Genomic DNA, 19,327 nt, shown 5'->3' on the forward strand with positions numbered 1-19,327 from the left:
CAGCGGCAGGCCCCCTGACCCATCAACCGAGCCAGCGACGTGCGTTCTGGAACACACGCAGCCACGGGCTCGCGTCCGTGCCGATCTCGCCCCAGCCCTGCGGATGCCAGCTCATCTGCACAGCGCGATGCACGCGCTCCGTGTGCGGCATTAGCACCGTGAAGCGGCCGTCTGCCGTCGTGACCGACGTGATGCCCTCGGGCGAACCGTTCGGGTTGAACGGATACTGCTCGGTCGCCTGACCACGGTGATCGACGTAGCGCATCGCGACCGCGACCTTCGACTTGTCGCCTTGCTGCGAGAAGTCCGCGAAGCCTTCGCCGTGCGCGACGGCGACCGGAATGCGCGAGCCTTCCATGCCCGCAAAGAACAGCGACGGCGATGCCTGCACTTCGACGAGCGAGAAGCGCGCCTCGAACTTCTCCGACTTGTTGCGCGTGAACTTCGGCCACGCTTCGGCGCCGGGGATCATCGACGCGAGACTGCTCATCATCTGGCAGCCGTTGCAGATGCCGAGCGCGAACGTGTCTTCACGGCCGAAGAACGCGGCGAACATGTCGGCCAGTTGCGCGTTGAAGCGGATCGTCTTCGCCCAGCCTTCGCCGGCACCCAGCGTGTCGCCGTACGAGAACCCGCCGCAGGCGACCGCGCCCGCGAAATCGGCGAGGTTCGCGCGGCCCGCGAGCAGGTCGCTCATGTGCACGTCGTGAGCATCGAAGCCGGCGCGATCGAAGGCATAGGCCGTCTCCAGATGCGAGTTCACGCCCTGCTCGCGCAGGATCGCGACGCGCGGACGCGCGCCCTTGCCGACGAACGGCGCGGCCACGTCTTCCGCCGGATCGAAGCTCAGCACCGGCGTGATGCCCGGGTCGGCCGCATCGAGCAGCGAATCGTATTCGGCGTCGGCGCAAGCGGGGTTGTCGCGCAGACGGGCGATGCGCCAGCTCACTTCGCTCCACGTGCGATGCAGTTCGGTGCGCGGCGCTTCGTAGACCTTCTTTGCGTCGCGATAGATCTCGATCACGTCGCGCTCGTTGGTCTTGCCGATCACGTGCGAGCACGCCGACAGACCATGTTCGCGCAATGCGGCGAGCACCGCGTCGCGATCGGCCGTGCGCACCTGCACGACGGCGCCGAGCTCTTCGTTGAAGAGCGCGCGCAGCGTGCGGTCTTCGCGGCGGCCGCTGGTCTGCTTTGCCCAGTCCTTCGCGTCGCCGTAATCGGATTCGTGATTCGCGTCGAGCACCAGCATGTCGACGTTCAGCGACACACCCGCGTGACCCGCGAACGCCATTTCGCAGACCGTCGCCCACAGGCCGCCGTCCGAGCGGTCGTGGTACGCGAGCAGCTTGCCGTCGCTATTGAGCGCCTGGATCGCGTTGAAGAAGCGCTTCAAATCTTCCGGATCGTCGACGTCCGGCACCGTATCGCCGACCTGCTGCGTGACCTGCGCGAGGATGCTGCCGCCCAGACGCTGCTTGCCGCGGCCGAGGTCGATCGCGATCAGCACCGTCTCGCCGACTTCGCTCACGCGCTGCAATTGCGGCGTCAGATGCTTGCGGACGTCTTCGACCGGAGCGAAAGCCGAGATGATCAGCGACACGGGCGCGACCACTTCCTTCGCTACGCCGCTGTCTTCCCAGCGCGTGCGCATCGACAGCGAATCCTTGCCGACCGGAATGCCGATACCGAGCGCCGGGCACAGTTCCATACCGATCGCCCTGACCGTGTCGTAGAGCGCCGCGTCTTCGCCCGGTGCGCCGCACGCGGCCATCCAGTTGGCCGACAGCTTCAGCTTGTCGAGCGACGCGATCGGCGCCGCCGCGATGTTGGTGATCGCCTCACCGACCGCCATGCGGCCCGAGGCCGGCGCGTTGATGACGGCGAGCGGCGTGCGCTCGGCCATCGTCATCGCTTCGCCGCTGAAGCCCGCGTAGTCCATCGTCGTGATCGCGACGTCGGCCACCGGCACCTGCCACGGGCCGACCATCTGGTCGCGTGCGGTCGTGCCGCCGACCGAACGGTCGCCGATCGTGATCAGGAACGACTTGCTCGCAACCGTCGGGTGACGCAGCACGCTCTGCGCGACCTCTTGCAGCGCGAGGCCGGTCACGTCGACCGGTTCGAGCTTGCGCTCGACGCGCTTCACGTCGCGGTGCATACGCGGCGGCTTGCCGAGCAGCACTTCCATCGGCATGTCGACCGGCTGGTGCGCGGCTTCGTTCTGCTCGGCATCGATCAGTTTCAGCTGACGCTCGGCGGTGGCCGTGCCGATCACCGCGAACGGGCAGCGCTCGCGCTTGCACATCGCCTCGAACACCGGCAGATCGGCAGGCGAAATGGCCAGCACATAGCGCTCCTGCGCTTCGTTCGACCAGATTTCGCGCGGCGACAGGCCGCTTTCTTCGAGCTGGATCTTGCGCAGTTCGAACCGTGCGCCCTTGCCCGCACCGTCGACCACTTCGGGGAATGCGTTCGACAGACCGCCCGCGCCGACGTCGTGAATGCTGAGGATCGGGTTCTTGTCGCCGAGCTGCCAGCACGCGTTGATCACTTCCTGCGCGCGCCGCTCGATTTCCGGGTTGCCGCGCTGCACCGAGTCGAAGTCGAGTTCAGCGGTGTTGGTGCCGGTCGCCATCGAGCTCGCGGCGCCGCCGCCCATGCCGATGCGCATGCCCGGACCGCCGATCTGAATCAGCAGCGAGCCTTCCGGCAGATCATGCTTGTGCGTGTGCTGGTCGGAGATATTGCCGATGCCGCCCGCGATCATGATCGGCTTGTGATAGCCGCGCACGAGACCCGCGACGTTCTGCTCGTAGGTGCGGAAGTAGCCGCCGAGGTTCGGCCGGCCGAATTCGTTGTTGAACGCGGCGCCGCCGAGCGGGCCGTCGATCATGATCTGCAGCGGCGACGCGATACGGTCCGGGCGGCCGTACGCTTCGTGCTGGTCGGCGGGATTGCGCTGCGCGAGCGGCTGCGCCGAGTCGCGCGCGTTTTCCCACGCCTCGACGCCGTCCGGCAATTCGAGGTTCGATACCGTGAAGCCCGTGAGACCCGCCTTCGGACGCGCGCCGCGGCCGGTCGCGCCTTCGTCGCGGATTTCGCCGCCCGCGCCGGTCGCGGCGCCCGGGAACGGCGAGATCGCGGTTGGGTGGTTGTGCGTTTCGACCTTCATCAGCGTGTGCGTGAGCTCGACGCTGCGGCCATAGTGCTCGGGCAATTCGCTCGCGCCGAGCGCGGCCGGCGTGCGCGGGAACCAGCGCTCGGCCATGCCGCCGACCATGATCGCCGAGTTATCCGAATACGCGACGATGGTGCCCTGCGGGTTGAGTTTCTCGGTGTTGCGGATCATGTTGAACAGCGACATGTCCTGCTTCTCGCCGTCGATCGTCCAGTCCGCGTTGAAGATCTTGTGGCGGCAGTGCTCGCTGTTGGCCTGCGCGAACATCATCAGTTCGACGTCGGTCGGATTGCGCTCGAGTTTCGTGAATGCGTCGACCAGGTAGTCGATTTCGTCGTCGGCGAGTGCGAGGCCCAGTTCCACATTGGCGGTTTCTAGCGCGGCGCGGCCGCTCGCGAGCACGTCGACCGTTTGCAGCGGCCTGGCCGGCAGCTCGTCGAACAGATGCAGCGCATGGTCGCGCGACGGCGCGACGCTCTCCGTCATGCGGTCGTGCAGCGCGGCGGCGACGGCCGCGCGCGCTTCGTCGGACAGCGTCTTCTTGCCGCCGAGCAGGCCGCTTTTCAGCGTCACCGAGTATTCGACGCCGCGCTCGATGCGGCGCACGTGCGTGAGACCGCAATGATGCGCGATGTCGGTTGCCTTGCTGGCCCACGGCGACACGGTGCCAAAGCGCGGCACCACGAGGAAGGTTTCGACCGCGCCACGCTCCTTGCCTGCTTCGAATGGATCGCCGTAGTGCATCAGCGCCTCGATCTTCGCGCTGTCTTCAGCGGACAGTTCGGTCTGGGCATTGACGAAGTGCAGATACTGCCCGCGCACGCCGGTGATATTCGGGTCGATGCGCGTGAGCGTTTCGAGCAGGCGGGTTTGACGGAAATCGGAAAGGGCCGAAGCGCCGGGGAAACACGAGAAGTGGGCCATGGGACTTGACGTTGCGTCGCTCATTGATGCCGGGGAGCCGCGCATGCAGGCGACGTGAGGCGGAAAGGAAGTCCGAGATTATACCCCGGGAACGGGCTTCCAGCGGGCTCCGGGGTGTCGCGCCGGCGGGCTGCGTCTGCGCGCGCGAGGCGTCGCTGGAGTGCCCGTCGCGTCGCCGCGCGGGTGCTTTGACTGCTATCATTCGCGTTTCACCAGATCGGCGCACGCGGCACGGGCTTCACCCTGCGGCGCGCCGCATGTCACAGCCAGCGGGAACGCGCGAGCCGCCCGTCGGCACATCGAATCAGAACATGGATGTCATCGTCATTGGCGGCGGGGTAGCGGGCGTCGCCACCGCTTATCAGCTGCGCGCGGCCGGCCATCGGGTATGCGTCGTCGAGCGTCACGCGACTGTCGCGCAAGGCGCCACCTACGGACAAGGCGGCAGCGTGCTGCCGACGCCGCTCGACGTCTGGTTCGGCCCGACCTTCATGGCGAGCCGCTACAACGCGAAAAATGGCGTGATCAGCAAGACCGGCTTCAACGGCGCCGCGCGGCAGTTCATCAAGCAGCTCGGAGCATGGCAGGAACCCGCGGCGTTCGCGCGCCAGTACGCGCTGTTGCGGCCGCTGATCGAATCGTCGCGCGAGGCGATGGCCGACGTGGAAGCCCGCTTCGGCCTCGAATTCGAACAGGCGAGCGGTCTCTTGTACCTCGTGCGCAGCGCGCACGAATGGGAATTGAGCGCCGCTGCGCTCGATCTGTTGGGCCAGTTCGAAGTGCCGCATCACGTGATGAGCCCGGCCGAATGCGCGGCGTTCGAGCATGCGGTGCCCACAGATCCTGAATTCGCCGGCGGCGTGCTGTTCGAGCATGAGCGCACCGCGAACTGTCCGCTTTTCACCAAGCTCGTCAAACAGGTGCTCGACGCCCAGGGCGGCGTGCAGTTCATGCCGAACTGCGAGGTGACCGGCATCCGGCTCGAAAATCAGCGTGCGGCGGTCGAACTCGCGCCGCGCGACGGCGCGCCCCGCTCGCGCGAAATCGACGTGGTCCAGGCCGACGCGATCGTGGTCGCGGCCGGTTATGGCAGCCTGGCGCTGCTCGAACGCGCGGGACTCAAGCTGCCGCTGCACCCGCTGCGGCTGCATTCGCTGGTCGCGCCGATCGCGCACGAGGAATGCGCGCCGCATGTCGCGATCGTCGATGCGGTCAAGCGCATCGGCATCAGCCGCATGAACCATCGGCTGCGGATCGCGGGCGGTGCGGTGCTGCAAAGCGCGAGCCAGATCGACAAGCCGCTCGGCGAAGCGCTGACCAAGGAGGCGCTCGCGATGCTCGGTCAGGCGACGCACGACTGGATTCCGGGCGCCGCGCGCATTTCGGCGGCGCTGCCGTGGGAAGGCGTGAAACTGCTGTCGCCGGACGGCTTGCCGGTGATCGGCAACGCGCTGCATCCGCGCCTGTTCGTCAACGTCGGGCATGGCCCGGCCGGCTGGGGCCTCGCCTGCGGCGCGGGCAAGCTCGTTGCAGAGCTGATGTCGGGGCAGACACCGACGTTGCCGCCAGACACGCTCGCGGCGTTGCGGCCGGAGCGGTTCCAGTAAGGTTTCGCGCTCTTCCGCGCGGGGATGGCGGGCTGACAGCCCGCTGTCGACACGGCGCGCTCATCGCGCCACTCCCACCGCCAACACCGAAACAGCCGCACGCCGCGCGCCTATCGGCACTACCATAGCGATTCCCAAGTCTGCCCGCCGTGCCGCGGGCGCACCGCCAGGTTTCGCCATGACAGACGCCGAAAACTCGCTGCTCACCCTTTTCGATCCGCTCACCGCCCCACTCAGCGACCCGCAGCCGCTTGCGCTGCCGCTGCTGACGCTGACCGACCTGCGCATCGCCGAATCCCAGGCCGCCGCGTCCCTGCCCGGGCACACGCTGATGGCGCGCGCCGGTCACGCGGCAGCGCGCTGGCTGCTCGAACGGATCGCCGCGGATACCTCGGTGACGAAAGCGCAGCAGCGCGCGTGGCTGGTCGCCGGCCCCGGCAACAATGGCGGCGACGCGCTGGTCGTCGCAACGGAGCTGCACAAGGCCGGCATCGCCGTCGAAGTCTGCATGCCGGTCGAAGTGAAGCCGGCCGACGCGCGCTGGGCGCTCGACGCCGCACGCGCCGCCGGCGTGCCGATCGACACTGCGCCGCCCGCCTCGCTCGACGGCTATGGCTGGCTCGTCGACGGCATGTTCGGCATCGGTCTCGCGCGGCCGCTCGACGGCGTATTCGCGACGCTCGCGCGGCAATTGTCGCAACGCACGAAGACGCGCCCGACCCAAGGCGCGGTACTCGCGCTCGATGTGCCCAGCGGGCTCGACAGCGACACCGGCGCGGTGATCGGCGGCAATGGCGCGGCGGTGGTCCATGCGACCCACACGATCACGTTCATCGGCGCGAAACCGGGGCTTTTCACCGCGCAGGGCCGCGACCTGACTGGGCGGGTGACCGTCGCACCGATCGGGCTCACCGCAGGAATCAACGGCGGCGGCGGTGGCCGGGACGCTGCCCCAGGCGCCCCCCGCGCCGCGATCCAGCTCAGCGCCCCCGACCTCTTCGGCCCGTTCATGCCCCCGCGCACCTTCGCGACCAACAAGGGCACCTTCGGCAGCCTCGCGGTGGTCGGCGGCGACACGGGCATGTGCGGCGCGCCGATCCTCGCGGCGCGCGCGGCGCTCTACAGCGGCGCGGGCAAGGTTCATGTCGCGCTGCTCGGCGAAGGCGCCCCGCCCTACGATCCGCCGCACCCGGAACTGATGCTGCATCCGATCGACACGCTGCCGCTCGATTCGATGGATGCGCTCGCGATCGGCTGCGGCATGGGGCATGGCGAACGCGCGACGCGCGTACTGCACGACGTGCTGCCGCTCGACGTGCCCAAGCTGTTCGATGCCGACGCGCTGAACCTGATCGCCAATGATCCCGCGCTCGCCGCCGAAGTCACCGCGCGCGGCGTGCAGGGCGATCCGTGCATCCTGACGCCGCATCCGCTCGAAGCCGCGCGCCTGCTCGGCAGCGATGCGGCGAGCGTGCAGCGCGACCGTCTGGCGGCCGCCCGTGCGCTCGCGGCGCGTTTTGCGAGCGTCGTCGTGCTGAAAGGCGTCGGCACGATCATTGCCGCGCCCGACGGCCGCCTCGCGCTGAATCCAACCGGCAACGCCGCGCTCGCGACGGGCGGCACCGGCGACGTGCTCGGCGGCATCATCGGCGCGCTGCTCGCGCAGCACCTGCCACGCTTCGAGGCGGCGCTCGCGGGCGTCTATCTGCACGGCCTCGCCGCCGATACGCTGACCGCGCAGGGCCAAGGTCCCGCGGGTTTGACGGCCGGCGAGCTGGCGCCGATGGTGCGCACCCTACTGAACCGGCTGTTCTATTCGGCGACGCCTGCCTGACGGACGGGTCGTGCGCGCCTCGTTCGCCTCGCTCTTTCACACCGGTGAAACATCGCGATCCCAATCATTGCGACCGCGCGCAACGCACTGCTGCCCGCCACGCATCCCCGCTATACTGATTGCCTGCGCCGCGCGTCGGATCGATGTCGCGGGTCGCGGCGATACTCCAGCGGGCGCGTGCGCCGCCTCGCGTTTTCGCGAAGTTCACCGGCTTCGCGAAGTATCGTCGGCACCCGCTCGCGAACCGGTCCGCGTGGCATCGCTCTGACTGAATCGCCGCATCATTCTCGGCCGTGCTTCATGCGCGCGCCTTCCTTCGTGCCCCTTGGTTAGACGGACGCTATGACCCAGAACTCGCTCCCCTCCTGGTCCTCGCTGCAGACGCATTACGACAAGATTCGCGATGCGCATCTGCGCGACTGGTTCGCCCCCGAGAACGATCCCGCTCCCACGCGCGCCGAACGCTTCACGTTCGCGGGCGGCGGTCTCGCAGCCGATTTCTCGAAGCACCGCATCACCGACGAAACCCTGCAATTGCTCGTGCAACTCGCGCGCGAAGCCGGCGTCGAAAAGCGCCGCGACGCGATGTTCGCGGGCGAAGTCGTCAACCCGACCGAAGGCCGCGCCGCGCTTCACACGGCATTGCGCGCAACCGACCCGAAGGCGCCTTTCTTCGCCGACGTGCAGGCCGAGCGCAAGAAAATGGCCGCGTTCGCCGAGCAGGTTCGCAGCGGCGCGTGGACCGGCTACACCGGCAAGCGGATTCGTCATGTCGTGAACATCGGCATCGGCGGCTCGGATCTCGGGCCGAAGATGGTCGTGCACGCGCTGCATCATCTGGCGACGCCCGAGATCTCGACGCACTTCGTGTCGAACGTCGACGGCGCCGATCTGTACAACGTGATGCAGCAGATCGATCCCGAGGAGACGCTCGCGATTATCGTGTCGAAGACCTTCACGACGCTGGAGACGATGACCAATGCGCGTTCGCTGCGCGACTTCTTCATCCAGAAAGGCTGCCCGGAAAGCGCGCTTGCGAAGCACTTCGTCGGCGTGTCGGCGAATACGGCCGAAGTCGTCAAGTTCGGCATCGCGAAAGAAAACGTGTTTTCGATGTGGGACTGGGTCGGCGGACGCTACTCGCTGTGGTCGGCCGTCGGTCTGTCGATCATGATCGCGATCGGCCCGCTGCAGTTCGACGAGCTGCTCGCCGGCGCCAACGAGATGGACCAGCACTTCCGTACCGCGCCGCTCGAAAAGAACCTGCCGGTGCTGCTCGGCATGATCGGCATCTGGTATCGCAACTTCTTCGGCTCGCAGAGCTATCTGGTCGCGCCGTACTCGCAGGCGCTCCATTTTCTGCCGTCGTATCTGCAGCAGCTCGAAATGGAGAGCAACGGCAAGTCCGCGCGTCTCGACGGCGCATTCGTCGACTATGCGACCTCCGCGGTCACATGGGGCGAGCCGGGCACGAACGGTCAGCACGCGTTTTTCCAGATGCTGCACCAGGGCCCGACGATCGTGCCGATCGATTTCATCGCAGTGCTGACGCCCGAGCATCCGCTCGCGAGCCATCATCCGAAGCTGCTCGCGAACTGCTTCGCGCAAAGCGAAGCGCTGATGCTGGGTCGTACGCTCGAGGAAGCAAAGAAGGTGGCCGGCCCCGACAAGCCGGAACTCGCGCCGCACCTGACCTTCCCCGGCAACCGCCCGACCGCGACGCTGCTGCTCGACGCGTTGACCGCGCGCACGCTCGGCGCGCTGATCGCGCTTTATGAACACAAGGTGCTGGTGCAGGCGTCGGTGTGGAACATCAATCCGTTCGACCAGTGGGGCGTCGAGCTCGGCAAGATCCTCGGCAAGGTGGTCGAGGCAGATCTGGGTGCGGCGAGTGCCGACGTGAAGAAGCATGATTCGTCGACCTCGGCGTTGATCGCGCGGGCGCGGGCTGCGTTGAAGCGCTGAGTGGAAGTTTGATGTGCGCGTTAGCGGCGTTAGCGCGCGATAGACAAAACAAAAGCGGGCTGCGGCCCGCTTTTGTTTTTGCTTCGACGACTACATGGTCGCGGCGGTGCGCGAGCGCGAGCCCGCGATCCGCGCAGATCATTACGCGAGCCGCCCCGCTTCTATCGTCACCGTCGTATCGCAACGCCGCGCGAGTTCGATGTCATGCGTGACGAGCACGAGCGTCGCGCCGTGCGCGCGATTCATCTCGAACATCAGATCGATGACCGCGTGGCCGGTGGCCGCGTCGAGACTGCCGGTGGGTTCGTCGGCGAACAGGATCTTCGGGCGGGTGACGAACGCGCGAGCGAGCGCAACGCGCTGCTGCTCGCCGCCCGACAGCAACTTCGGATAGTGACCGGTGCGTTGCCCGAGCCCTACCTGTTCGAGCAGTTCGCGCGCACGCGCGGCGGCCTCGCGTGTGCCGATGCCGCCTTGCAGTTCGAGCGGTAGCGTGACGTTTTCGAGCGCGGTCAGATGCGGCATCAATTGAAACGACTGGAACACGAAGCCAACCGCGCCGCTGCGCAACGCGGCGCGCCCGTCTTCGTCGAGATCGCCGAGTTCGCGGCCGAGCAGCCGAACCGAGCCCGCGCTCGCGCTGTCCAATCCCGCGAGCAAGCCGAGCAGCGTAGACTTGCCCGACCCGGATGCACCGACGATCGCCACGCTGCTGCCGGCATCGATGGCAAGATCGATGTCATCGAGAATCGTCAGTTCGCCCGTTGCATCCTTAACCCTCTTGCACAAACCCCGCACTTCAATGACTGGATCAGTTCTGTTTGGCATGGTGAAGCGTAGGTTGAAAGTGCGCGCCATCGCCCCTCGTGCCGCGGCGCTGACCGCGGCATTCGGCGCGACCATGATGGCCGCCGCGCTGGTTTGGTTACCGTTGCAGGCTCATGCGGCGAATGCGCCCGAACCCGCGAAGCCTGTGATCGTCGTGCTCGGCGACAGCATCTCCGCCGAGTACGGGCTGCCCCGCGATACGGGCTGGGTCGCGTTGATGCGTCAGCGTCTGGCCGAAGAGCGCATCGATTATAGCGTCGCCAATGCGAGCATCAGCGGCGACACGACGAGCGGCGGGCGCGCGCGTCTGCCCGCGCTGATGGAACGGCTCAAGCCGAGCATCGTGATCGTCGAACTCGGCGCCAACGACGCGTTGCGCGGCGTGCCGCTTTCGACGACCGAGGCCAACCTGCGCACGATCATCGAACAGGCGCAGCACGGCCATGCGAAGGTCGTGCTCGTCGGCATGTACGTGCCGCCCAATTACGGCCCCGACTATACGCAAAAGTTCCACGGCCTCTACGGCCAGTTGTCGAAGGAATTCCATCTGCCGCTCGTGCCTTTTTTGCTCGCCGGCATCGCGGATAAACCGGATATGTTCCAGGCCGATCAGATCCACCCGACGCAGCAGGCACAGCCGCTGCTACTCAACAACGTGTGGCCCGCTGTCAAGCCACTCCTTCGCACAAGTTCGCCGCACTGAAACACCTGCTAACGACTTGTTTCCGGAACCTGGGGGAGCACGGATCGCCGAGCCGTTCGATACATGGGCCGTTCCGTGCCACCTGGCTCAATCTTGAGCGACTCCTGAGGAGATAACGTTGAAATACTTACCGTTAATCGCTTTGACTGTTGCCATCTCGGCCTGCGCGGCTCAACCGCCCGCGGGGGTTCAGTCGGTGGGTCAAAGCCAGCAGCCGCCTCGCGCCGTCGCAACCTGCATCGCGCAGAAATGGGCGGATAGCTCACAACAGCAGGTCGTTTCGCAAAGTATCCTGGCCAACGATCAGGCCATGGACGTCTACGTCCCGGGCCAGCAACCGCCCAACGGCGCCGCAGCGGTGGTCCGTCCGTCGTATAGCGGCAAGGGCACGTGGGTCGGCTTCCGCCCAGGCGGCGCCGGCGCGGGCGCAAGCAATGCTACCGGCGCGATCAGCGGCTGTCTGTGAAACGATCGCTCTGGCCGTAGATAGAAAAAGCCCCGCATTTGCGGGGCTTTTCTTTTGACCTGCAGGGAATGCTTGCTACGGCTTACTGGTCGGCCGCCTGGGCGGCGTTGTCGAGCGTGCCGTAGAACTGCACCTTCGAGCGCTCGCGCAGCGCCTTCAGATAGGCCTCGGCCTGCGACTGCGAGTCCACCTGCGCAATCTGCTGCTGCGCGACGGCGAGATGCTGCGCGTCGGTGGCCGCGGGCGGCACGATCTGATTCACGCGATAGATCGCATAGCCGTCATCGCCGAGATCGACACCGACGTAGGCCGGCAACTTTTGCGCATCGACCTTGTAGATCGCGCTCAGTGCGGCAGGCGGCACGCCCTGCGCGTCATTGCGCGAAACCTTGAGCGGCGACGAGAAACCGGCGGTCGCCTTCGATTTTTCGAACTCGGCCAGCTTCGCAGCGCCGTCCTTGTGCGCCGCTTCGTTCGCCTGCTCGGCGATCACCTTCTGACGCACCGCGTCCTTCACCGCGTCGAATGCGGGCACGGCGGCGGGCTTGTAGTCGGTCACGCGCGCTGCGATCAGCGTGTTGTTGCCGACGTCGATGGCCTGCGTATTGTTGTGCGCCGATACCGAGTCGTTCGCGAATACGGCTGCGAGGAACTTCGGATTGTTCAGCGGGCTGTCGGGCGGCAGCTTCGCGTCCGGCTGCGGCGTGACCGTCGCGGTCTGGATCTGCAGCTTGAACTTGTCGGCGGCCGGCTGCAGACTCTTGGCCTTTTCATAGACCAGCGACGCGAAGCCTTCCGAGCCGTCGGTGAACGCCTTGCTCGCCAGTTGCGTCTTCAGCTCCCTGGTGATCTGCTCTTTCACTTCGTCGAACGACTTCGTCACCGCCGGCTTTACATCAGTGACCTTGATGATATGGAAGCCGAAGTCCGTCTGCACGATGCCACTGATCTCGTCCTTCTTCAGCGCGAACACCGCGTCGTCGAACGCCTGGCCGCCCGCGATCATGCCGCGGCCGAAGTAACCGAGATCGCCGCCCTTCGATGCCGAACCCGGGTCCTGCGAGTTCTGCTGCGCGATCTGCGCGAACTGATCCGGATGCGCCTTGAGCTGCGCGAGCAACTCCTCGGCCTTTTGTTTCGCCTTGGCCTTGTCGGCCGCGCTCGTGTCCTTCGGTGCCGCGATCAGGATGTGGCTCGCGCGCACTTGGCCTTCGGTGCGGAAGTGGGCGATGTTGTCGTCGTAGTATTTCTTCAGGTCCGCGTCGCTCGGCTGCACCGATGCGCCCAGCGTGGCCGGCGACATCACCAGATACTGGATCGTCGCGGTAGCGGGCGTCGCGAAGTCGTTGCGATGCGCGTCGTAATACGCTTGCAGTTGCGCATCGGTCGGCTGGATCTTCGCCTCGTAATCGTGCGGATGGAACGCGATGCCCTGCACTTCACGCTGCTGCTGCGCGAGCTCGGTCAGGTGCTGCGCAAGCGTCTTCGACGTGAACGCGCTCGCCGCGATGCTCGCGGGCAGCTGTTGCATCGCGAGGTTGTAGCGCATGCGCTCGTCGTACTGATCGGGCGTCATGCCCTGCATCGCGAGCAACTGCTTGTAGCGCTCGAGGTCGATCGAACCGTCGGGATTTTTCAGCGACGAAATCACCGGATCGGACAGCAGCGCACGGCGCACCGCGTCGTCCGATGCGGTCAGATGCAGACGCTGCGTTTCGTCGGCGAGCACACGCTGCTCGATCATGCCGTCGAGCATCTGGCGGCGGCGCTCCGGCGTGTCGAACGACTTCATGTCGAACTGCGCGCCGAGCATCTGACGCCCCCGGTCGAGCTGCTGGCGCATCGCGTCGTCATATTCGACGCGGGTGATCTTGTGACCGTTGACACTCGCGACGTTTGCGCTTTCGTCAAAGAAGCCGCGGAAGCCCTGAATACCCACAAAACCCAACCCCGGCAAAATGACGAGGATGAGCATGAACATCATCAGGCGTTGGTGATTGCGGAAAAAATCGAGCATGCGTGAGGGATGCCAAAAACAGAACGCCCGATCTTACCTCAGCGGGCAACAAAAAAGGCGAACCGGAGTTCGCCTTTCGTGGATACTGGCGGAGTGGACGGGACTCGAACCCGCGACCCCCGGCGTGACAGGCCGGTATTCTAACCGACTGAACTACCACTCCTTTTACTGCGCTCTTGCTACTGAAAACACTGCCGCCGAATCTGAAACTGGTGGGTGCTGAGAGGCTCGAACTCCCGACCTACGCCTTGTAAGGGCGCCGCTCTACCAACTGAGCTAAGCACCCGTTTCGTGATTCAGTGCTTGATGTGTTTTCTGCCTTGCTACCGCTCGCCCGATGAATGGATCACGCAACCGGGTCAAGCAATTCCTCAAGCAGCAAGCCCGTTAGTTTAGCGCATCCTTCAGCGCTTTGCCAGGCCTAAATTTAGGAACTTTTGCTGCCTTGATTTTGATCGCAGCGCCCGTGCGCGGATTGCGCCCGGTGCGCGCGGTGCGCTTGCCGACCGCGAACGTGCCAAAGCCGACCAGCGTGACCGATCCGCCCTTCTTCAACGTGCTTTTGACGCCCGCGATGACTGCATCGAGCGCGCGGCCGGCCGCAGCCTTCGAAATGTCGGCTTGCTGTGCGATGTGATCGATCAATTCCGTTTTGTTCATTCAAAACCCCCGCGAATGTTTATTGGCAATCGTGACAGTGCTTTCCAGCACCTCCCGCCACGCGGCCGGCGCTAACGCCAGGCCGCCCCATTAGAAGCGGCCGAAACCCTTGTGTCAACCGGGGTTGAGCCTGATCGAGGTGATTTTAGAGCGGCACTTTCATCACAGTATGTTGCAGCGGAAAGTCTGGTGATCCGACACCGCGACAAGGTCGCGCAGGCAATAAAAAAACCCGCGGCCTTGACCGCGGGTTTTCTACTTCAGCGAACAACAGCGCTGCTGTTTGACGTCAGCGCATTCTGATGCGGCTCGGACCTCAGTGCTTGACGACGTCGGTCGCGGCATCCTTGCCCGGCTCGGCACCAACCGGCGCCGAAGCCTTCGGCTCTTCTTCCGGCAACGCCTGCGGCACACGTTCGAGCGCAAGTTCGAGCACCTTATCGATCCAGCGGACGGGCACGATTTCGATCGCGTTCTTCACGTTGTCCGGAATCTCCGTCAAATCCTTGACGTTTTCTTCCGGAATCAGCACCAGCTTGATGCCACCGCGATGCGCCGCCAGCAGTTTCTCCTTCAGACCGCCGATGGGCAGGACTTCGCCACGCAACGTGATTTCGCCCGTCATCGCGACATCGGCGCGCACCGGAATACCGGTCAACACCGACACCAGCGCGGTCGTCATCGCGATACCAGCCGAAGGACCATCTTTCGGCGTCGCGCCTTCCGGCACGTGGATGTGAATGTCCTGTTTGTCGAACGCTTCGTCCTTGATGCCAAGACGACGCGAACGCGAACGCACGACCGAGCGTGCCGCTTCGACGGATTCCTTCATCACGTCGCCGAGCGAACCCGTGCGGATCACATTGCCCTTGCCCGGCATCACTGCCGCTTCGATAGTCAGCAGATCGCCGCCCACTTCTGTCCACGCGAGACCCGTGACCTGGCCCACCTGATTTTCCTTCGCGGCCAGACCGAAGTCGTACTTGCGCACGCCGAGGAACGTGTCGAGATTGCTACCGTCGACCTTCACCGCGCCTTCCGCCTTCTTCAGCAGAAGCATCTTCACGACCTTGCGGCAAATCTTCGACACTTCACGCTCGAGCGAACGCACGCCCGCTTCACGCGTGTAGTAGCGAATGATGTCGCGGATCGCGGATTCGGTCACATCGACCTCGCCATCCTTGAGGCCGTTGTTCTTCTTCTGCTTCGGCAACAGATAACGCTGCGCGATGCTGACCTTCTCGTCTTCCGTATAGCCAGACAGACGAATCACTTCCATCCGGTCGAGCAGCGGCGGCGGAATGTTCAGCGAGTTCGACGTCGCGACGAACATCACGTCCGACAGGTCGAAATCGACCTCGACGTAGTGGTCGGCAAACGTATGGTTCTGTTCCGGATCGAGCACTTCGAGCAGCGCCGACGACGGATCGCCGCGGAAATCCTGGCCCATCTTGTCGACTTCGTCGAGCAGGAAGAGCGGATTGCGCACGCCGACCTTGGTCAGGCTCTGCAGGATCTTGCCCGGCATCGAACCGATGTACGTACGACGGTGGCCGCGAATCTCGGCTTCGTCACGCACGCCGCCCAATGCCATGCGCACGAACTTGCGGTTCGTCGCGCGCGCGATCGACTGGCCGAGCGAAGTCTTACCCACACCCGGAGGCCCAACGAGGCACAGAATCGGCGCCTTGACCTTGTCGACACGTTGCTGGACTGCGAGATACTCGAGAATGCGTTCCTTCACCTTCTCGAGACCGAAGTGGTCTTCGTCGAGGACGCGCTCAGCATTCGACAGATCGTTGTTGACCTTGCTCTTCTTGCGCCACGGCAAGCCGATCAGCGTGTCGATGTAGTTGCGCACGACCGTCGCTTCCGCCGACATCGGCGACATCAGCTTGAGCTTCTTCAGCTCGGCGTCGGCCTTCTTCTTCGCTTCCTTCGGCATGCGGGCAGCCGTGATGCGCTTCTCGAGCTCCTCGAGATCTGCACCTTCTTCGCCTTCGCCGAGTTCCTTCTGGATCGCCTTGACCTGTTCGTTCAGGTAGTACTCGCGCTGGCTCTTCTCCATCTGACGCTTCACGCGTCCACGGATACGCTTTTCGACCTGCAGGATGTCGATCTCGGCTTCAAGTTGCGCGAGCAAATGCTCGAGCCGCTCGATCACCGGGAACATCTCGAGGATGTGTTGCTTCTGGTCGAGCTTGAGCGGCAGATGCGCGGCAATTGTGTCCGCGAGACGCCCAGCTTCGTCGATACCCGACAAGGAGGTCAGGATCTCCGGCGGGATCTTCTTGTTCAGCTTCACATACTGGTCGAACTGCGACACGATCGCGCGACGCAGCGCTTCGGTTTCAGCGCTGTCGGCGTGGTCGGGTTCGAGCGGCATGACTTCGCACGAGAACTGCGTTTCCTGTTCTTCGATGGAAAGCGTCTTCGCGCGCTGCAAGCCTTCGACGAGCACCTTCACGGTACCGTCGGGCAGTTTGAGCATCTGCAGGATGTTGGCGATACACCCTACTTCGTACATGTCCTTTTCGGTCGGCTCATCTTTCGCAGCCGTTTTCTGGGCGACGAGCATGATGTGCTTGCCGCCTTCCATCGCTGCTTCGAGAGCCTTGATCGACTTCGGGCGGCCTACGAAGAGCGGAATCACCATGTGCGGGAAAACGACTACGTCGCGCAGCGGGAGCAGCGGCAGCGTAATGCGTTCCGGCGGGAGGAGTTGGGTTCCTGACATTTCATTTCCCCATGAGTGGAATCAGTTCGTTCGATAGGTGAGGCCAGCAGAAAATATTGCAAGCCTCCGCGTGTGGGAAAAGTTCAGTGACTCCGAAGATTCAGTGACTCCATAGTTGAGAACAACCAGCCTGACCACACGATAAACGAAAAAGCCGTTCACGTCGCCATGAACGGCTTTTTTGCAGAACTCGAAAGCCGATCAGTTCGAACCCGCGACCTTCGGCGCGTCTTCGTAGATCAGCAGCGGTTTGCCGTCGCCGTCGATAACGTTGTCGTCGATGATGACCTTGCTGACACCTTTCATTTGCGGAAGGTCGTACATCACATCGAGCAACGCCTGTTCCAGTATCGAACGCAGGCCCCGCGCCCCGGTCTTGCGGCGGATCGCCTTGCGCGCCACGGCCTGCAGCGCGGCCGGACGAATTTCCAGTTCGACGCGCTCCATGCTGAAGAGCTTGTGATACTGCTTGACCAGCGCATTCTTCGGTTCGACGAGAATCTTCATCAGCGCTGCTTCGTCGAGCTTGCCGAGCGTGGCGACGACCGGCAGACGGCCGATCAGTTCTGGAATCAGGCCGAACTTGATCAGATCTTCCGGTTCCACTTCACGCAGCACTTCGCCGGCATCGCGGTCCTGCTTGCTCTTCACGCTGGCGCCAAAACCGATGCCAGTCTTCTCTGTACGGTCGACGATGACCTTTTCAAGGCCGTCGAACGCGCCGCCGCAGATGAACAGGATGTTCGTCGTATCGACCTGGATGAAGTCCTGGTTCGGATGCTTACGGCCACCTTGCGGCGGCACCGACGCCATAGTGCCTTCGACCAGCTTCAGCAGAGCCTGCTGCACGCCCTCGCCCGACACGTCGCGCGTGATGGACGGGTTGTCGGACTTGCGGCTGATCTTGTCGATCTCGTCGATGTAGACAATGCCGCGCTGGGCCTTGTCCACCTCGTAGTTACAATTTTGCAGCAGCTTCTGGATGATGTTCTCGACGTCTTCACCGACATAGCCGGCTTCCGTCAGCGTGGTCGCGTCTGCGATCACGAACGGTACGTTCAGAAGGCGCGCGAGCGTCTGCGCGAGCAGCGTCTTGCCGGAGCCGGTCGGGCCGATCAGCAGGATGTTGCTTTTCGACAGCTCGATTTCGTCCTTCTTGTCGAGATGCTTGAGACGCTTGTAATGGTTGTAGACCGCGACCGCGAGGATTTTCTTCGCGCGCTCCTGACCGATCACGTACTGGTCGAGAATTTCGCGGATTTCCTGCGGAGTCGGCAGGTCGGACTTCGACAAGCCCGCCTCGATGCCCGCGCCTGCAGCCTCGTCACGAATGATTTCGTTGCAAAGATCGATACATTCATCGCAGATGAACACCGACGGGCCAGCAATCAGTTTCTTGACCTCATGCTGGCTCTTGCCGCAAAACGAGCAATACAACAGCTTTTCGCTGTTAGAACCTTTCTTGTCCGCCATAGATGTGTGAGCCTCCGGACACCGGATTACATAATACGCCGTTTGCCCCCGCCACGCAGTTTGGGCGCGCCCGGGCTAGTTAGCACGATAACGGCGCTTGCCGCAGACGCCCGGACGGAAGTTGAACATTCACCACCGGCCCGATGACGGTTTTGCCGCGACCGTGGGCAAAACAGCGTGGCAAAACCGTACCAGATCAAGGACGCTTGTGCGCCACCTGGTCGACAAGGCCGTACGCCTGCGCGTCATCGCCGGACATGAAATTGTCGCGGTCGGTGTCACGCGCGATACGCTCGACGGGCTGACCGGTGTGGTGCGCGAGCAGGTGATTCAGCCGATCCTTCAGGTACAGGATTTCGCGCGCCTGGATTTCGATATCCGATGCCTGACCGCGCGCGCCGCCGAGCGGCTGGTGAATCATCACGCGCGAATTCGGCAGCGCAAAGCGCTTGCCCTTCGCGCCGGCCGCGAGCAGGAACGCGCCCATGCTTGCCGCGAGGCCCATGCAAAGGGTCGAAACGTCCGGCTTAATGAACTGCATCGTATCGTAGATCGCCATACCGGCAGACACGGAGCCGCCCGGGCTGTTAATGTAGAAGTAGATGTCCTTGTCCGGATTCTCGCTTTCGAGAAACAGCATCTGCGCAACCACCAGATTGGCCGTCTGGTCGTTCACTTCGCCTACGAGGAACACAATGCGTTCCTTCAGCAGACGCGAGTAGATATCATACGAACGCTCGCCCCGGCCGCTCGTTTCCACGACGATCGGCACCAGACCGAGTGCCTGCGCTTCGAGATCCCGGGACGACTGGGAGGTCAACGTGTCCAGCATTTGGGCGCGAAAGGTCATGCAATGGATCCTTGTCTGGAAATATTCTGAATATTAGCTGCTGGACACAGGTTGGTGCGACGAGCCCGTATTCAAGTGCCGT

At 64.2% G+C, this 19,327-nt stretch carries 12 protein-coding genes and 2 tRNA genes; 5 read left to right on the forward strand and 9 right to left on the reverse strand.

Translation table 11 applies throughout. The annotated features are described in order from the left end of the window. Nucleotides 1-22: 22 nt before the first annotated feature. A complete protein-coding gene (gene purL / locus ACLFKU_RS11150) occupies nt 23-4,105 on the reverse strand; it encodes a phosphoribosylformylglycinamidine synthase (RefSeq protein WP_410849137.1) in 4,083 nt (1,360 codons plus the stop codon). A gap of 311 nt (nt 4,106-4,416) precedes the next feature. On the opposite strand from purL, the gene ACLFKU_RS11155 reads away from it, so the two are divergent. From ACLFKU_RS11155 to pgi, 3 genes are all read left to right on the forward strand, one after another. Beyond that, nucleotides 4,417-5,712 (forward strand): FAD-dependent oxidoreductase, encoded by a 1,296-nt coding sequence (locus ACLFKU_RS11155; protein ID WP_410849138.1) that lies wholly within the window; start codon nt 4,417-4,419, stop codon nt 5,710-5,712. Nucleotides 5,713-5,890: 178 nt separating this feature from the next. Then, a complete protein-coding gene (locus ACLFKU_RS11160; protein WP_410849139.1) occupies nt 5,891-7,546 on the forward strand; it encodes an NAD(P)H-hydrate dehydratase in 1,656 nt (551 codons plus the stop codon). A gap of 342 nt (nt 7,547-7,888) precedes the next feature. Then, a complete protein-coding gene (gene pgi, locus ACLFKU_RS11165) occupies nt 7,889-9,511 on the forward strand; it encodes a glucose-6-phosphate isomerase (RefSeq protein ID WP_368585932.1) in 1,623 nt (540 codons plus the stop codon). 141 nt (nt 9,512-9,652) lie between these two features. Here the strand turns inward: pgi and ACLFKU_RS11170 are convergent, their stop codons facing one another. Beyond that, nucleotides 9,653-10,339 carry an ABC transporter ATP-binding protein gene (locus ACLFKU_RS11170; RefSeq protein WP_410849140.1) on the reverse strand — a complete coding sequence of 229 codons (687 nt, stop codon included), beginning with the start codon at nt 10,337-10,339 and terminating at the stop codon, nt 9,653-9,655. Here ACLFKU_RS11170 and ACLFKU_RS11175 point away from each other — a divergent pair. Then, nucleotides 10,338-11,042: an arylesterase gene (locus tag ACLFKU_RS11175; RefSeq protein ID WP_410849141.1), complete on the forward strand. Its 705-nt coding sequence runs from the start codon at nt 10,338-10,340 to the stop codon at nt 11,040-11,042. The genes ACLFKU_RS11170 and ACLFKU_RS11175 overlap by 2 nt on opposite strands. Before the next feature lie 118 nt (nt 11,043-11,160). Beyond that, nucleotides 11,161-11,508: a hypothetical protein gene (locus ACLFKU_RS11180; protein ID WP_368585935.1), complete on the forward strand. Its 348-nt coding sequence runs from the start codon at nt 11,161-11,163 to the stop codon at nt 11,506-11,508. An 82-nt stretch (nt 11,509-11,590) separates the two neighbouring features. Here ACLFKU_RS11180 and ACLFKU_RS11185 read toward each other — a convergent pair whose 3' ends face one another. The 7 genes from ACLFKU_RS11185 to clpP all read right to left on the reverse strand — a co-directional run bounded on the left by ACLFKU_RS11185 (nt 11,591) and on the right by clpP (nt 19,245). Next, on the reverse strand, nt 11,591-13,525 hold the full coding sequence (locus tag ACLFKU_RS11185; RefSeq protein WP_410849142.1) for a SurA N-terminal domain-containing protein: 1,935 nt from the start codon (nt 13,523-13,525) through the stop codon (nt 11,591-11,593). Between the two features lie 86 nt (nt 13,526-13,611). Beyond that, nucleotides 13,612-13,688 (reverse strand) — tRNA-Asp (locus ACLFKU_RS11190). A 47-nt stretch (nt 13,689-13,735) separates the two neighbouring features. After that, nucleotides 13,736-13,811 (reverse strand) — tRNA-Val (locus ACLFKU_RS11195). 101 nt (nt 13,812-13,912) lie between these two features. Beyond that, nucleotides 13,913-14,185 carry an HU family DNA-binding protein gene (locus ACLFKU_RS11200; protein ID WP_008923411.1) on the reverse strand — a complete coding sequence of 91 codons (273 nt, stop codon included), beginning with the start codon at nt 14,183-14,185 and terminating at the stop codon, nt 13,913-13,915. 316 nt (nt 14,186-14,501) lie between these two features. Continuing rightward, a complete protein-coding gene (lon, locus tag ACLFKU_RS11205) occupies nt 14,502-16,922 on the reverse strand; it encodes an endopeptidase La (protein ID WP_410849143.1) in 2,421 nt (806 codons plus the stop codon). Nucleotides 16,923-17,123: 201 nt separating this feature from the next. Beyond that, nucleotides 17,124-18,395, reverse strand: a complete 1,272-nt coding sequence (gene clpX, locus ACLFKU_RS11210; protein WP_013089402.1) for an ATP-dependent Clp protease ATP-binding subunit ClpX — start codon at nt 18,393-18,395, stop codon at nt 17,124-17,126. Between the two features lie 196 nt (nt 18,396-18,591). Next, nucleotides 18,592-19,245, reverse strand: coding sequence for an ATP-dependent Clp endopeptidase proteolytic subunit ClpP (gene clpP, locus ACLFKU_RS11215; protein WP_013089401.1), 654 nt, complete (start codon nt 19,243-19,245; stop codon nt 18,592-18,594). Between the last annotated feature and the right edge of the window lie 82 nt (nt 19,246-19,327).

This window comes from Paraburkholderia sp. EG304 (assembly GCF_046543485.1).
Lineage (GTDB): Bacteria > Pseudomonadota > Gammaproteobacteria > Burkholderiales > Burkholderiaceae > Paraburkholderia > Paraburkholderia youngii.

Coding starts and splice junctions, on each gene's coding strand:
- pgi (WP_368585932.1), top strand. CDS start 7,889: ATGACCCAGAACTCGCTCCCCTCCTGGTCCTCGCTGCAGACGCATTAC.
- lon (WP_410849143.1), bottom strand. CDS start 16,922: ATGTCAGGAACCCAACTCCTCCCGCCGGAACGCATTACGCTGCCGCTG.
- ACLFKU_RS11185 (WP_410849142.1), bottom strand. CDS start 13,525: ATGCTCGATTTTTTCCGCAATCACCAACGCCTGATGATGTTCATGCTC.
- ACLFKU_RS11200 (WP_008923411.1), bottom strand. CDS start 14,185: ATGAACAAAACGGAATTGATCGATCACATCGCACAGCAAGCCGACATT.
- ACLFKU_RS11160 (WP_410849139.1), top strand. CDS start 5,891: ATGACAGACGCCGAAAACTCGCTGCTCACCCTTTTCGATCCGCTCACC.
- ACLFKU_RS11175 (WP_410849141.1), top strand. CDS start 10,338: ATGGTGAAGCGTAGGTTGAAAGTGCGCGCCATCGCCCCTCGTGCCGCG.
- clpP (WP_013089401.1), bottom strand. CDS start 19,245: ATGACCTTTCGCGCCCAAATGCTGGACACGTTGACCTCCCAGTCGTCC.
- ACLFKU_RS11155 (WP_410849138.1), top strand. CDS start 4,417: ATGGATGTCATCGTCATTGGCGGCGGGGTAGCGGGCGTCGCCACCGCT.
- clpX (WP_013089402.1), bottom strand. CDS start 18,395: ATGGCGGACAAGAAAGGTTCTAACAGCGAAAAGCTGTTGTATTGCTCG.
- ACLFKU_RS11170 (WP_410849140.1), bottom strand. CDS start 10,339: ATGCCAAACAGAACTGATCCAGTCATTGAAGTGCGGGGTTTGTGCAAG.
- purL (WP_410849137.1), bottom strand. CDS start 4,105: ATGGCCCACTTCTCGTGTTTCCCCGGCGCTTCGGCCCTTTCCGATTTC.